Below are 14,213 nucleotides of genomic sequence, written 5' to 3' on the forward strand. Positions count from 1 at the left end.
TGTGACGTAATTCCATTGAATTGCGGTGCGGGGCTTCGTACGCTGACGCGGCATGAGGCTCACACAGGTCACCGCAGACGAGTCCGCCTACCTCGCCGCGGACGAGGCCGTCGATCACACCCATCCCCGGGTCCGCGAGACGGCGGCCGGCCTGATGGCCGGAGCCGAGGGGGATCTGGCCGCTTACGCGCGCAGCGCCTACGAGTTCGTCCGCGACACGGTTCCGCACTCGGCCGACGTCGACGACTGGCGCCTCACCTGGCAAGCCTCCGACGTGCTGACCCGGCGGATCGGTATCTGCCACTCCAAGTCGCACGCGCTGGTGGCCCTGTTGCGCGCGGAGGGTGTGCCCGCCGGGTTCTGCTACCAGAAGCTGGACGTCCTCCACGGGCTGGTCGCCCTGCGGCTTCCGGGCTCGTCGCGCTGGGTGCGGCAGGACGCGCGGGGCAACAAGCCCGGAGTCGATGCCCGGTTCAGCCTCGATCGCGAGCAGCTCGCGTTCGCCGCCTGGCCCGAGAAGGGGGAGTGCGACTATCCGCTCCTCTATGCCGAGCCCCACCCCGTCGTGCTGCGCGCTCTGCGCCAGGCCACCGACCGCGCCCACCTGTGGCGGTTGCTGGACGTGGCGCTGTAGCCGGCCGACGGGAGGGCGGGGCGGGAGACCGGCGCCGGGTCGCCGTCGCGCCGGCTGTGGCGCGTCCCCCTCGTGCGGGTGGCGCTCGGGATGTGGCGTGATTCGTGTGTGCCGACCGGCTCCCCCTGTTTGAAGGCGGCTGTTGTGTGAAACAGTGCCAGATACATAGGTGGCCGATACACATGACCTTTGGTGAAACCTTTACTACGGGGGGTTGTTGCACCTCGGCCGCGCACCGAAGGTCGGAAGCCGGAGGAAGCACATGTGCGGAATAACCGGGTGGGTGTCCTACGACAGGAACCTGGTGTCCGAGCGGGCGACCGTCGACGCGATGACGGAGACCATGTCCTGCCGCGGTCCGGACGACGCCGGCATCTGGGCGGAAGGACCCGCCGCGCTCGGTCACCGCAGGCTCGCGATCATCGACCTGCCGGGCGGCAGGCAGCCGATGACCGTCGAGACCCCCGAGGGGAGCGTCGCGATGGTCTACTCGGGGGAGACCTACAACTACACCGAGCTGCGCCGTGAACTGACCGGCCGCGGCCACAGGTTCACCACCGACTCCGACACCGAGGTCGTCCTCCACGCCTACCTGGAGTGGGGCGCGGCGCTGGCCGAGCGGCTGAACGGCATGTACGCCTTCGCCATCTGGGACAGCCGCACCAAGCAGCTCGTCATGGTGCGCGACCGCATGGGCATCAAGCCCTTCTACTACGCCGAGACGGCCGACGGCGTCCTGTTCGGCTCCGAACCCAAGGCGATCCTGGCCAACCCGCTGGCGCGCCGCGAGGTCACCCTCGACGGGCTCCGCGAGCTGTTCGCCTTCGTCAAGACCCCCGGCCACGCCGTGTGGGAGGGGATGCGCGAGGTCGAGCCCGGCACCGTCGTGACGGTGGACGCGAGCGGCATTCGCACCCACGTCTACTGGACGCTGGAGACCCGGGCGCACACCGACAGCAAGGACGAGACCATCGCGCACGTGCGCGAGCTCATGGACGACATCGTGCGCCGCCAGCTCGTCTCCGACGTGCCGCGCTGCACCCTGCTCTCCGGAGGGCTCGACTCGTCCGCCATGACCGCGCTGGCGGCCAACCAGCTGCGGGAAGGCCCCGGGGAGACCGTCCGCAGCTTCGCCGTCGACTTCGTCGGCCAAGCCGAGAACTTCGTCGCCGACGAACTGCGCGGCACCCCGGACACCCCGTTCGTCCACGACGTGGCGCGCGCCTCGGCCACCGACCACCAGGACATCGTCCTCAGCTCCGACGACCTGGCCGACCCCGAGGTGCGCTCGCGCGTCATCAGGGCCCGCGACATCCCCGCGGGACTCGGCGACATGGACGCCTCCCTCTACCTGCTCTTCAAGGCCATCCGCCAACACTCGACGGTCGCGCTGTCCGGGGAGTCGGCCGACGAGGTCTTCGGCGGCTACAAGCACTTCTTCGACGAGGACGCCCGCAAGGGGCAGACCTTCCCCTGGCTGGTGCAGTTCGCCCAGACCCTGGGCGAGGACGACAACGTCCTCAACGGCTCGGTGAGCCGCGCCCTGGACCTGCCCGGCTACACCCGGGACAGCTACGCCACGGCCACCTCGGGCATCCGGCGCCTGGAGGGGGAGAGCGACTTCGAGTACCGGATGCGGGTGATCTGCTACCTCCACCTCACCCGGTTCGTGCGCATCCTGCTGGACCGCAAGGACCGCGCCAGCATGGCCGTCGGGCTGGAGGTGCGCGTCCCCTTCTGCGACCACCGGCTGGTCGAGTACGTCTACAACACCCCCTGGTCCCTCAAGTCGTTCGACGGGCGCGAGAAGAGCCTGCTGCGTGAGGCGACCGCGGACGTGCTGCCGCGCTCGGTCTACGACCGGGTCAAGAGCCCCTACCCCTCCACGCAGGACCCCAAGTACCACACGGCGTTGCAGGAGAACGTCAAGGACCTGCTCGCCAAACCGTCCCACCAGGTCTTCGACCTGGTCAGCAGGGACTGGCTGGAGGGGGCCGTCAAGGTCGAGACCCCGCAGATCACCCAGGCCTCCCGGCGCGGCCTCGAACGCGTCCTCGACCTGGCGCTGTGGATGGACATGTACGCCCCCACGCTTACACTCTCCTGACCTGATCAGGACGAGCCCGTGAGGGGAGCGATGGGGACCCGGGACGCGGCATTCGACACGGTGATCGCCCTGCACCGGCTGTTGCGCTCACTGCGCAGGACCAGCCCCACGGGCGGGCTGCAACCCACCCAGCTGATCGTGCTGTCCATGCTGACCGAGGCGGGACCCGGCCGGGTCGGCATGATCGCGGAGCGGGTCCCCTGCTCCCAGCCGACCGCCACCGCCGTCGTGGCGGAACTGGAGACGCTCGGCCTGGTGCGCCGGGAACCCGATCCGACCGACGGCCGTGCCACGCGCGTGGCCGTCACCGAGGAGGGGACCGGCGCACTGCGGGGCGTGGCGCACGGCGAGGCCGAGGAGCTGTTGCGGCGCCTCGGCTCGCTGTCCGACGACGAGGCGGCCCGTCTCCTCGCGGTGGCGCCGCTGCTGCGGCGGCTCGCCGAGGCAGGGTAGTGAGGCGGGGCGCGGGGGAGGCCGTGGGCCCGCAGCCGGGCGCTGTCCGTGCACCGGCAGCGGGCCTGCCGGGGCTCTGCCTGGCTACAGGGCGCGGGCCTGTGCCGGTGTCGGTGCCGTACCGCCCAGGTGGGCGGGCTGCCACCAGGAGTCGGCGGCGCCCCCGGGAGAGGCCGGGTACGCCCGCTGGGCGGTCTCCAGCAGTTCGTGCATGCGTTCGCGGAGCCGGTCGGTGAGGCTCAGGGCCGTCTCGTCGGGATCGGGGCTCACCGGGGGACCGACGCGGATGGTGATGGGCAGGTGGTTGCGCCCGAAGTCCCGCTTGTGCCCCTTCGTCCACAGGCGCTGCGTGCCCCACAGTGCCATCGGGACGAGCGGTACGCGGGCCTCCTGCGCGAGCCGGGCGGCGCCGGACTTGAAGTCCTTGAGGGTGAAGGAACGGGAGATCGTCGCCTCGGGGAAGACCCCGATGACCTCGCCCGCGCGCAGGGCGTCCAGTGCGTGCGAGTAGGCGTGCTCGCCGCGCGAGCGGTCGACCGGTATGTGTTTCATGGCGCGCATCAGGGGCCCGGAGACCTTGTGCCGGAAGACCGAGTCCTTGGCCATGAACCGCACCAGCCGTTTGGCGGGCCGGGCGGCCAGGCCGGTGAAGATGAAGTCCAGGTAGCTGATGTGGTTGCTCACCAGGACGGCGCCCCCGTGGGCCGGCACGTGCTCGCTGCCGCGTACGTCGAAGCGCAGGTCGAGCGCCTTGAACCAGGCGCGCGCCGCGCCGATTACGGGCGGGTAGAGGAGATCGGCCATCTCGGGGGGACCCTTTCGTCGGTGCCTGCAAGCGGTCTCCGGCAGGCCTGCGGTGACGGAACGGGTGGTTCCGTGCACCGGAAACCCACGGTCCGTACTTACGGGTGCGTAACTTCCGGCTCCGGCAGATCGTTCCCCAAAGCATTCCTCCTGGCTACCCTCACGGCAGACTTGTCCGTAAGCACGCGGGTATCCCGTACTCAGCCAGGGAATGGAGGCTTTCGTGACGCAGCGGGTGAGCGTCGAACAGCTCGGCGGGCAGTACCTGGGGGAGCGGGCGACGCTCCTGCAGTTCTCCAGCGCCTTCTGCCGGCCCTGCCACGCGACCCGCCGCGTCCTCGCGGACGTGACCGCCATGGTGCCGGGCGTCGCGCACATCGAGATCGACGCAGAGGAGCACCTGTCGCTGGTGCGCGCGCTCGGGATCGAGGCCACGCCCACGGTGCTCGTCCTCGACCCGGACGGGTGGATCGTCAAGCGGGCGGCGGGCCAGCCGCGCAAGGCCGACGTGATCGCCGCGCTGGGCGCCGCCCTTGCCTGAATCGGACGAGGTGAGCCGCTCGCCGCCGGTGCGCGGCCGGCGTGCGCGGGCGTGACCCAGATCCCGTTCAGTGGCACTCGCTTCGCGTCGCCCCGCGTGATGGAGTTGGCTCGTCACTCTCCCCGTTGGCAACGTCACAGTTCGGCGGTCTTGAGAACGGGGAACGTGCTGGGTGTACTGACGAGTAATATTGTGGACGGACCCGCCGGTCCCGCAGGGGCCGGAACCCGTAAGTCGAAGCAGTAGGAGAGCCGGCGTGAGCTTGAGGATCGTTGTCTGTGTGAAGTACGTGCCCGACGCCACCGGTGACCGGCACTTCGCGGAGGATCTGACCACCGATCGCGAGTCGGTCGACGGCCTGCTCTCCGAGCTGGACGAGTACGCCGTCGAGCAGGCGCTCCAGATCGCCGACGAGGCCGACGACGCGGAGATCACCGTGCTGACCGTGGGCCCCGAGGACGCCAAGGACGCGCTGCGCAAGGCGCTGTCCATGGGTGCCGACAAGGCCGTCCACGTCGAGGACGACGACCTGCACGGCACCGACGCGCTGGGCACCTCCTACGTGCTGGCCAAGGCCATCGAGAAGACCGGCTACGACCTGGTGGTGTGCGGTATGGCCTCCACCGACGGCACGATGGGCGTGCTGCCCGCGATGCTCGCCGAGCGGCTCGGCGTGCCGCAGGCGACGCTGCTGTCCGAGGTCTCGGTCGAGGACGGGACGGTCACAGGACGGCGCGACGGCGACGCCGCCACCGAGCAGCTGTCGGCCCAGCTCCCCGCGCTCGTCTCGGTCACCGACCAGTCGGGCGAGGCGCGCTACCCCTCCTTCAAGGGGATCATGGCGGCCAAGAAGAAGCCCGTCGAGTCGCTGGACCTCGACGACCTGGACATCGACGCCGACGAGGTCGGCCTGGACGGCGCCTGGACCAAGGTCGAGGACGCGGCCGAACGCCCGCCGCGCTCCGCCGGCACCGTCGTCAAGGACGAGGGCGACGGCGGCAAGCAGCTGGCCGAGTACCTGGCGGGCCAGAAGTTCATCTGAACGGCCGCCCTTCCCCGCCTTCCCCGACTCCCTTCCCGATCCGCGCAGGAGAGCAATCCCATGGCTGAAGTCCTTGTCTACGTCGACCACGTGGACGGCGCCGTCCGCAAGCCCACCCTCGAACTGCTGACCCTGGCCAGGAAGCTGGGTGACCCGGTGGCCGTGCACCTGGGCCCGAACGCCGAAGAGGCCGCCAAGACGCTCGGCGAGTACGGCGCCACCCGCGTGCTGGCCGCGGACGCCGCCGAGTTCGCCGACTACCTCGTCGTACCGAAGGTGGACGCGCTCCAGGCCGCCTACGACTCCGTCTCGCCCGCCGCCGTGCTGGTGCCCTCCTCCGCGGAGGGCAAGGAGATCGCCGCCCGCCTCGCCGTGCGCATCGGCTCGGGCATCATCACCGACGCCGTGGACCTGGAGACCTCGGACGAGGGCCCGGTGGCCACCCAGTCGGTGTTCGCCGCGGCGTTCACCACCAGGTCCCGCGTCTCCAAGGGCGCGCCGGTCATCACCGTCAAGCCCAACTCCACGAGCCCCGAGGCCGCTTCCGCCGCCGGTGCTCTCGAGGAGCTGTCGGTCGGCTTCGGCGAGGCCGCCACCGGCACCAAGGTCACCTCGCGCACCCCGCGCGAGTCCACCGGACGCCCGGAGCTGACCGAGGCCGCGATCGTCGTCTCCGGCGGCCGCGGCGTCAACGGCGCGGAGAACTTCCCGCTGATCGAGGGCCTGGCCGACGCGCTGGGCGCCGCCGTCGGCGCCTCGCGCGCCGCGGTCGACGCCGGCTGGTACCCGCACTCCCACCAGGTCGGCCAGACCGGCAAGACCGTCTCGCCCCAGCTGTACGTGGCGACCGGCATCTCCGGTGCGATCCAGCACCGCGCCGGCATGCAGACCTCCAAGACGATCGTGGCCATCAACAAGGACTCCGAGGCCCCGATCTTCGACCTGGTCGACTACGGCATCGTCGGCGACCTCTTCGAGGTCGTCCCCCAGCTGACCGAGGAGGTCAAGACCCGCAAGGGCTGACCACCGCGACCGAGGGGCCCCGCACCGGTCCGGTGCGGGGCCCCTCGGTGTGCGCGCCAGCGTCCCCTTTCGTTCCCGGGGCGGCAGGCGGCCGCTCAGAAGGAGAAGACGGCAGCGCCCTCGGCGCTCTTCACGCAGGGGTTGGCCCAGGTGCGTTCGAAGTCGACGCGCTCGCCCTGCCACACGCCCTGCGCGGTGACCGTGACCGGCCGCCACTCCCGGGTGCACAGCCGGTCCTCTTCGCCGGCCAGCGCCGTGAAGTCCCCCTTGGCCGCGCGGAGCTGGGCGCACGCCGTGTCGGCGGCGGGGTGGGTGCCGGAAGGGGTGGGCGCGCAGCTGAGGGTGACGGCACGCTTCGCCGCCGCGGCGGCGCTGTCCCCGTCGGTGACGGTGAGGACCAGGGCCGAGGGGGCGTAGAGCGAGGTGGCCTGGGCGGGCGCGGCCTGGGCGGGCGCGGCCGCGAGGGCGAACGCGCTGACGGTCCCCGTCACAGCGGCCGCCAGAGTGAGGGCGGCGCTCCGGGACGCGGTCTTCCGCATTGTGTGCTTCCTTCCGCTTTTTGAGGGTTGTGCCGGACCGGCGAGCTCGAGTCTGCCGAGTCCGCAGGGGTGAAGCACATCGGCACCACGCGTTTCGGTAACGTTTTGCATTGAATCAGTGGCGCAAAGTGACGCACGCCCGCCGTGTCCGCCTGCGGTGATCTCCCGTTGTTCGCCTCCGGTTCGGCCCCGTCGGCCGAAAGCCGCCCCTCCGCATTGGCCGAATTGCGGGTCATGATCCCGCGCCGTGTGTCATGGCCCCCGCCGAACGCGCGGCGAAGCGGCGCCCCCGCCGGCTCAGGTGAACCCTTGACTGGCTGGTCAGGGGGCCATAACGTCGCGGCATCCGGGGCTTCAACGTTTTGTTGATTCCGGGTGTCATCGGCACGTTGTCGTCAGCGAGAAGGAGCGTAGATGTCGCAGGGTGGGACGGCCGGGACCAGCTTGGGCGCCGGCGTCGTGGGGGAGGTGGCCGAGGCGCTGGCGCCGGTGGACGCCGAACTCGCGCGGCGGTACCCGGGAGACCCGGGCACGCGGCAACCGGTGCACACCGTGTACGTGCCCGCCGACGCCGTCTCGTCCGGCACGGCCGGCGAGTGGGGCGAGGCGGCCCTCGCGCTGCTCGACGCGCACGCCCCGGACGCGGGCGCGCTCGCCCGCGTCCTGGACATGGACGAGTCGCTGGCCGGCCCCGTCTACGACCGCATACGCGACAAGCTGCGCCGCGAGCCCGTCGAGGACCTGCGCATCGACTTCGAGGACGGCTACGGGGTCAGGTCCGACGAGGAGGAGGACGCCGCGGCGGTCCGTGCCGCCAAGCTGGTCGCCGACGCCTTCGCCGGCGGAGCCGAAGGGCCCGTCCCGTCGTACGCCGGCATCCGCATGAAGTGCATGGAGGCCGCCGTCCGCGACCGCGGCATCCGCACCCTCGATCTCTTCCTCACCGGGCTGATGGAGGCCGGCGGCCTGCCGGACGGGCTGGTGCTGACGCTGCCCAAGGTGACCTACGCCGAGCAGGTCACCGCGATGGTCCGGCTCTGCGAGGAGTTCGAGAAGGCCCGCGGTCTCCAGCACGGCCGCATCGGGTTCGAGATCCAGATCGAGACCACCCAGTCGATCCTGGGCGCCGACGGCCGGGCGACGGTGGCCCGGATGATCGACGCCGCTCAGGGCAGGGCGACCTCGCTGCACTACGGCACGTTCGACTACAGCGCCTCGTGCGGCGTCTCCGCCGCCTACCAGGCGATGGACCACCCGGCCGCGGACCACGCCAAGGCCGTCATGCAGGTCGCCGCCGCCGGTACCGGCGTCCGCCTCTCGGACGGCTCCACCAACGTCCTCCCGGTGGGCGACCGGGCCCAGGTCCACGACGCCTGGCGGCTCCACCACCAGCTGGTGCGCCGTTCGCTGGCCCGCGCCTACTACCAGGGCTGGGACATGCACCCCGGCCACCTGCCCACCCGCTACGCCGCCGTCTACGCCTTCTACCGCGAGGGCCTGCGGCGTGCGGGTGAACGCCTGGCGGCCTACGTGGCGCAGACGGCCGGCGAGGTCGCCGACGAGCCCGCGAGTGCCCGCGCGCTGAGCGGGTACCTGCTCCGCGGCCTGGACTGCGGCGCGCTCGACACCGCGGAGGTCAAGGAGGCCTCCGGTCTCGACCGGGCCGAGCTCGACCGCCTCGCGGGGCGCTGAGCCCCGCCCAGTCCCCGGGCGGCCGCCCTGGTCTCGCGCGGCCGCCCGGCTCTTGCGTACCGCGAGCCGGTGCGTGCTGTGCCGTCCCGCGTACCGGGGCGCTGTCGCCCGCGAGCCGATGTGCTGCCGCCTGTGGGCCGGAGCGCGCGGCCCCGCAGGCCGGACAGGCGGGGCCGTCCAACTCCGCCGCGTGCCACTGGGGGAGGGCGCCGAGCCGCGGTCAGCCGCCGGACCCCAGCCGCTCCCACCGGTCGGCGAGCGACGTCAGCTCCCCCAGGAGCCGTTCGCGGCCGGCCGGGTCGTACCCGGCGAGCAGCTGCTCGTCCAACTCCCGCACCCGTGCCTCGGCCGCCTCCAGGGTGCGCTCCCCCTCCTGTGTGAGGTACAGCAGCTTGCGGCGGCCGTCGGCCGCCGTCGTCCTGCGTTCCAGCAGCCCACGCTTCTCCAGCCGTTGCGCCAGGTCCGCCATGGTCGAGGTGTCCAGTGCGACGGCCGAGGCCAGGGAGCTCTGGTCGCTGCCGGGGTAGACGTGCACCGTGGTCAGCACGGCGAACTGCGGTCCGGTCAGTGTCCGGTCCACGGCACGCACCCAAGCCGCCAGATACGCCTGGTGCAGGCGTCTGACCTGATAGCCCGGCGCGGTCGTGAGCCGCTCGGGAGCGGCAGGCGGCGACGCGGGCGCGGCCGGAGCCGCGGAATCCGCAGGAGTCGGGGTCTTGTCAGCCATAGAGCCACTTAAGCACGGCAGTTGGACAGGTCAGGAAGCGCGGGGCGGACCGCCGCATTCCGCCGGAGGCGGCGTACGGGACCCCTGGCCGGCACGCTGGGAAAGCTCCGCCCGTGTACGGTCCCGTGTCCGGACTCTCACCGCGGGTCACCGCGCGCAGAGCCCGGGGGAATGATCTCCCCCTCTCGTGCGCATCACGGCCGCACCGTGGGTACCGCGCGGAGCGGAGGTGGACCATGGACGACGACAGCGCCGAGATCCTGTTCATCGGCAACGCCACGCTGCTCATCCGCTACGGCGAGCTCACACTGCTCACCGATCCCAACTTCCTGCACCAGGGGGAGCACGCCCACCTCGGTTACGGGCTGCTCTCCCGGCGGCTGACCGAGCCCGCCGTGGGCCTGGAGGACCTGCCGCCCGATCTGGACGCCGTCGTGCTCTCGCACCTGCACGGCGACCACTGGGACCGGACCGCACGCCGCGGCCTGGACCGTGGGCTGCCCGTCCTGACCACCCCGCACGCCTCCCGCGTCCTCCAGGGCGCCCAGGGCTTCCGCCGCGCCATGGGGCTGCGCACCTGGGAGAGCCACACGCTGGTGCGCGGCCAGAGCCGGGTGCGGGTCACCGCGGTGCCGGGGCGCCACGCCTTCGGTCCGCTGGAGAAGCTGCTCCCGCCGGTGATGGGCAGCGTCCTGGAGTGCGGGCCCGCCACCGGGCCCGCGCGACTGCGGATCTACCTCAGCGGCGACACCCTCGTCTTCGAGGGGCTGCGCGAAATCAAGGCCCGCTGTCCCGGCCTCAACCTGGCGGTCCTCCACCTGGGCGGGACGACGCTGCCGGGCGGGAAGGTCGTCACGATGGACGGCGGGCAGGGGGCCGAGCTGGTACAGCTGTTGCAGCCTCGCCTGGCCCTGCCGGTGCACTACGACGACTACACGGTGTTCAAGTCGCCGCTCGACGACTTCGTCTCCGCGCTGGAGGACCGGGGGCTGGGGGACAGGCTGGTGGACTGCCCGCGCGGTGCCCGCGTCACCGTCAGTGCGGCGGCCGAGGTCAGCAGGGTCGGTCCGGTGCGGGCACCGGCGCTGTGACCGGCCGCGACGAGACCCGGGGCGCCTTGAGGTGCCGGGTCTGCCGGGGCCTGCCTCATCTGCCGCCTGTCGGGCAGGTGGGCCAGGGGGCGGGGAGTGGCCCGGGGTGGCGCGCGGGGCGTCGCCGGCCGCCCCGCTGCCGTCCGCGCGTCAGTCCAGAGGTGGTATCTCGCCCGAGCCGCGGGCGATCAGCTTCGTCGGGCGGGAGAGGGCACGCGGCGGGTCGTCGGCGCCGTCCAGCCGCCTGAAGAGCAGCTCCGCGGCGCTGCGGCCCAGGTCGGCGGGGTCCTGCGCGATGACCGTGACCGGCGGGGAAAGCAGGTCGGCCAGCTCGAAGTCGTCGAAGCCGACCAGCGCCACAGGGCGCCCGCGCCGCTCGGGCTCGGCCAGCACCCGCACCAGGGTGACAGTCACCCGGTTGTTCCCCGAGAAGACGGCCGTGACCGGCGCGGTGCCCGCGCTGCCGTCGAGCATCCGGGCCGCGTCGGCCCGCACTCTGTCCGAGCCGGTCGGGCCGAGCGCGACCCACGGCTCGCTCACCGGCAGCCCCGCCTCCGCCATCGCCGCCCGGTAGCCGCGCAGGCGCTCCTTGGCGGTGTGGATGCCGGGCCTGTCGCCGATGAAACCGATCCGGCGGTGGCCGTGCGCGATCAGGTGGGCCACTCCGGAGCGGGCGCCCTCGAAGCTGTCGGAGAGCACCATGTCGGCCTCGATGCGGCCCGGCGGCCGGTCGAGGAAGACGGTGGCGACGCCGGCGGTGATCTCCGGGGCGAGATACCGGTGGTCGTCGCCGGCCGGGACGATCACCAGCCCGTCGACGCGGCGGGCGCACAGGGCCAGTGCCAGCTCGCGCTCCCGCTCAGGGTCCTCGGCGCTCGACCCGTTGATCAGCAGCGCTCCGTGCGCACGGGCCACCTCCTCGACCGCCCGGCTGAGCGGTGAGTAGAACGGGTCGGCCAGGTCCTCGACGACGAGACCGATGCTGGCCGTCGTGCCCTTGCGCAGCACGCGGGCGCTGTCGTTGCGCCGGAACCCGAGCGAGGTGATGGCCTCCTGCACCCGGCGCTCGGTGTCGCTGGAGACCCCGGCCTCGCCGTTGACGACCCGCGAGACGGTCTTGAGGCCGACACCGGCGCGCGCCGCCACGTCCTTCATGGTCGGCCTGCCCGCGTGCGGGCGCCCGCCGTGCCGTGCCGCGTGTGGGACGGCGGCGCGGGCCCCGGTCCGTGCGCCGGGGGCCTTCGACGCGGCGGGGGAGACCGCCGGGCCGGTCTCGTCGGCGGGGGACGCGGGGTCGGCGGTGCCGGAGGCGTCGGGGGCGTCGGCCACGGGGGACTGTCCTTGTCGGGGTGGGTGTCGCCTGTCGGGTGGTGCCGCCCTGCGGGGTGGGGCGGTGATCGCGTACCGAGCAGGATAGCCCCGCGGCGGGTGGGGACTGGACAACGTTGTCAGAAGTGGCAAGACTTGTGCGGTCCGCCCGTGCTCCGCCGCGGGCTCGTCCCCCGCACGCGCTGGAGTCAGCTGCTCATGCTCAACGACCTCGTCGCCGCGCTCGACATCGGTGGTACCAAGATCGCCGGTGCCCTGGTGGACAGCGGCGGCAGACTGCTGGCGCGCACGCAGCGGCCCACCCCCGCCAAGGAGAGCGCCGAAGCGATGAGCGCGGCCGTGGACGACGTTCTGCGCGAGCTGACCGCCACCGACGCGTGGGAGCGCGTCGGTGCCGTCGGCATCGGCAGCGCCGGGCCCGTGGACGCGAAGGCGGGCACCGTCAGCCCGGTCAACATCCCCGTCTGGCGCGAGCACCCCCTCGTCGCCGACGTCCGCGAACGCACCGGCGGGCTCCCGCTCTCCCTGATCGGCGACGGCCCGGCCATCGCGGCGGCCGAGCACTGGCAGGGCGCCGCGCGGGGGCGGGCCGATGCCCTGTGCATGGTCGTCTCCACGGGCGTCGGGGGCGGGCTCATCCTCGACGGTGCCCTCCACCCCGGCCCCACAGGCAACGCCGGGCACATCGGCCACATCAGTGTCGACGTGGACGGCGAGCTGTGCCCCTGCGGGTCGCACGGCTGCGTCGAAACCATCGCGAGCGGCACCAACATCGCACGCCACGCGCTGACCTCGGGCTGGCAACCTGGACCCGACCAGGACGCCACCGCCGCCGGAGTCGCTGCTGCGGCCCGCGCGGGCGACGCGGCGGCCCGCGCCGCCTACGACCGCGCCGCACGGGCCCTCGCCGCGGCGATCGCCGCCACCGCCACCCTCGTCGAGATCGAGATCGCGGTCATCGGCGGAGGCGTCGCCCACGCGGGCGACGTCCTGTTCACCCCGCTCCGCCAGGAACTCCAGCGGTACGCGACCCTGCCCTACGTGCGCGGCCTGGAGATCGCCCCCGCCACCACAGGCACGGACGCCGGCCTCGTGGGCGCGGCCGCCGAAGCGCGGAAACTGATCGGCGCGGGAGCCGCGTGAACCCGGCCCGCCCGCCCGCCCGCGCCGGGCGGACGGGCGCTGCGCCGGGCGGCGTCATGACAGGGACGCTCCGGCCGGCCATGCCCCGGCCAGGTCCGCCTCCTTCAGGCGTACGCCACGCATGCCAGGTACCGGGCTGAGGCCCGGACAAGGGGGCCCGGCAGGCTGCCGACCGCGGCTGCCGGCCGGCACGGCGTGAACACCCGAGGTGTGCGCCCCCGTTTCGTTGTTACCGAATCCGGACGGACCCGGGAGAACAACGTCCGCCCCGGCGCCATCTCACCGGGTACAGCGAAACAGCCGATGCGGCCGCTCGCCCCGCGCGGGGTCAGGTGGAGGCGCCGCGTCCTGACAGACCTTGGGGAGCTTCATCGTGACCACGCACCGTGCCCGCCGTACCGCCCGTGCCGCCACCCTGGCCGCCGTCACCGCGGCGCTGGCGCTGGGCGTGACCGCCTGCGACGGTGCCGATGACGGCTCGAAGGCGGCGAGTGCCGACCGCGCCGCCGATACGGCGCAGAACGGGCCCGCGTCCAGCGGCGGGGACAGCGCGGAGTCCGACAGCGGTGACGGCACCGGGAAGGGGGAGCGCCCAGCGACCTCCTCGGGTGGAACGGACACGTCCGAAGGCCAGGGCACGACCTCCGGCACCCAGCAGTGCCGCGGGGACGAGATGCTGGTCACCGCGGTGCACAGGTTCGCGGGCCAGGAGGGCGACCACCTGCTGCTCACCGCGTCGAACGAGGGCGGCAAGCCGTGCTGGATCACCTCGTACCCGGCCGTGAAGCTCGGCGGGGACGTCGACAGCGCCGCGCTGCCGCACGCGAAGAAGGACGACCCGTCCGGCGGCGAGCGCGTCACGCTCCAGCCCGGAGACAAGGCATACAGCGCGGTGAACCTGTTCGACTACGGCTCCAAGAGCCACACGGCGGACGCGTTCGCCATCGCGCTGCGCGGCGCGGACGGGGAGGTCGGCCCCTTCTACTCCGTCGACTCGAAGGGTGAGAAGCCGCAGTTCAGCTGGAACGAGGCCGACGTGCTGAACTGGAACACCGAGAAGCCGTACAACTTCTGAGCTGTGCCGGCCG

General features: G+C 72.6%; 14 protein-coding genes. 10 read left to right on the forward strand and 4 right to left on the reverse strand.

From position 1 onward, the window contains the following. The first annotated feature begins 52 nt into the window (after window positions 1-52). The 3 genes from DQ392_RS00380 (at window position 53) to DQ392_RS00390 (ending at window position 3,194) form a co-directional block, all read left to right on the forward strand. Window positions 53-634 carry a transglutaminase-like domain-containing protein gene (locus DQ392_RS00380; protein ID WP_114013404.1) on the forward strand — a complete coding sequence of 194 codons (582 nt, stop codon included), beginning with the start codon at window positions 53-55 and terminating at the stop codon, window positions 632-634. A gap of 262 nt (window positions 635-896) precedes the next feature. Beyond that, on the forward strand, window positions 897-2,741 hold the full coding sequence (asnB, locus tag DQ392_RS00385; RefSeq protein WP_114013405.1) for an asparagine synthase (glutamine-hydrolyzing): 1,845 nt from the start codon (window positions 897-899) through the stop codon (window positions 2,739-2,741). A 30-nt stretch (window positions 2,742-2,771) separates the two neighbouring features. Next, complete coding sequence (locus DQ392_RS00390) at window positions 2,772-3,194, forward strand: MarR family winged helix-turn-helix transcriptional regulator (protein WP_114013406.1); 423 nt, start codon at window positions 2,772-2,774, stop codon at window positions 3,192-3,194. A gap of 84 nt (window positions 3,195-3,278) precedes the next feature. Here DQ392_RS00390 and DQ392_RS00395 read toward each other — a convergent pair whose 3' ends face one another. Continuing rightward, entirely contained in the window at window positions 3,279-3,998 is a 720-nt protein-coding gene (locus DQ392_RS00395; RefSeq protein ID WP_114013407.1) for a lysophospholipid acyltransferase family protein, read from the reverse strand. A 211-nt stretch (window positions 3,999-4,209) separates the two neighbouring features. Between DQ392_RS00395 and DQ392_RS00400 the strand changes: the two genes are divergently transcribed. From DQ392_RS00400 to DQ392_RS00410, 3 genes are all read left to right on the forward strand, one after another. Further along, window positions 4,210-4,539, forward strand: coding sequence for a TlpA family protein disulfide reductase (locus DQ392_RS00400; RefSeq protein WP_114013408.1), 330 nt, complete (start codon window positions 4,210-4,212; stop codon window positions 4,537-4,539). Window positions 4,540-4,795: 256 nt separating this feature from the next. Next, on the forward strand, window positions 4,796-5,581 hold the full coding sequence (locus DQ392_RS00405; protein ID WP_114013409.1) for an electron transfer flavoprotein subunit beta/FixA family protein: 786 nt from the start codon (window positions 4,796-4,798) through the stop codon (window positions 5,579-5,581). Window positions 5,582-5,641: 60 nt separating this feature from the next. After that, entirely contained in the window at window positions 5,642-6,604 is a 963-nt protein-coding gene (locus DQ392_RS00410; protein WP_114013410.1) for an electron transfer flavoprotein subunit alpha/FixB family protein, read from the forward strand. A gap of 95 nt (window positions 6,605-6,699) precedes the next feature. Here the strand turns inward: DQ392_RS00410 and DQ392_RS00415 are convergent, their stop codons facing one another. Further along, a complete protein-coding gene (locus DQ392_RS00415) occupies window positions 6,700-7,143 on the reverse strand; it encodes a subtilase-type protease inhibitor (RefSeq protein ID WP_114013411.1) in 444 nt (147 codons plus the stop codon). Between the two features lie 414 nt (window positions 7,144-7,557). Here DQ392_RS00415 and DQ392_RS00420 point away from each other — a divergent pair, with 414 nt between their 5' ends. Continuing rightward, window positions 7,558-8,835 carry a DUF6986 family protein gene (locus DQ392_RS00420; protein ID WP_114013412.1) on the forward strand — a complete coding sequence of 426 codons (1,278 nt, stop codon included), beginning with the start codon at window positions 7,558-7,560 and terminating at the stop codon, window positions 8,833-8,835. A gap of 220 nt (window positions 8,836-9,055) precedes the next feature. Here the strand turns inward: DQ392_RS00420 and DQ392_RS00425 are convergent, their stop codons facing one another. Next, the gene (locus DQ392_RS00425; RefSeq protein WP_114013413.1) at window positions 9,056-9,562 is read right to left on the reverse strand and encodes a MarR family winged helix-turn-helix transcriptional regulator; all 507 of its coding nucleotides are present in this window, start codon (window positions 9,560-9,562) and stop codon (window positions 9,056-9,058) included. A 236-nt stretch (window positions 9,563-9,798) separates the two neighbouring features. On the opposite strand from DQ392_RS00425, the gene DQ392_RS00430 reads away from it, so the two are divergent. Next, window positions 9,799-10,653, forward strand: a complete 855-nt coding sequence (locus DQ392_RS00430; RefSeq protein WP_114013414.1) for an MBL fold metallo-hydrolase — start codon at window positions 9,799-9,801, stop codon at window positions 10,651-10,653. 150 nt (window positions 10,654-10,803) lie between these two features. Here DQ392_RS00430 and DQ392_RS00435 read toward each other — a convergent pair whose 3' ends face one another. After that, the gene (locus DQ392_RS00435; protein ID WP_114013488.1) at window positions 10,804-11,808 is read right to left on the reverse strand and encodes a LacI family DNA-binding transcriptional regulator; all 1,005 of its coding nucleotides are present in this window, start codon (window positions 11,806-11,808) and stop codon (window positions 10,804-10,806) included. A 372-nt stretch (window positions 11,809-12,180) separates the two neighbouring features. Between DQ392_RS00435 and DQ392_RS00440 the strand changes: the two genes are divergently transcribed. After that, window positions 12,181-13,125, forward strand: coding sequence for an ROK family protein (locus DQ392_RS00440; protein WP_114013415.1), 945 nt, complete (start codon window positions 12,181-12,183; stop codon window positions 13,123-13,125). A gap of 373 nt (window positions 13,126-13,498) precedes the next feature. Beyond that, complete coding sequence (locus DQ392_RS00445; RefSeq protein ID WP_114013416.1) at window positions 13,499-14,200, forward strand: DUF4232 domain-containing protein; 702 nt, start codon at window positions 13,499-13,501, stop codon at window positions 14,198-14,200. Window positions 14,201-14,213: the final 13 nt, after the last annotated feature.

This window comes from Streptomyces reniochalinae (genome assembly GCF_003323735.1).
Taxonomy (GTDB): domain Bacteria; phylum Actinomycetota; class Actinomycetes; order Streptomycetales; family Streptomycetaceae; genus Streptomyces; species Streptomyces reniochalinae.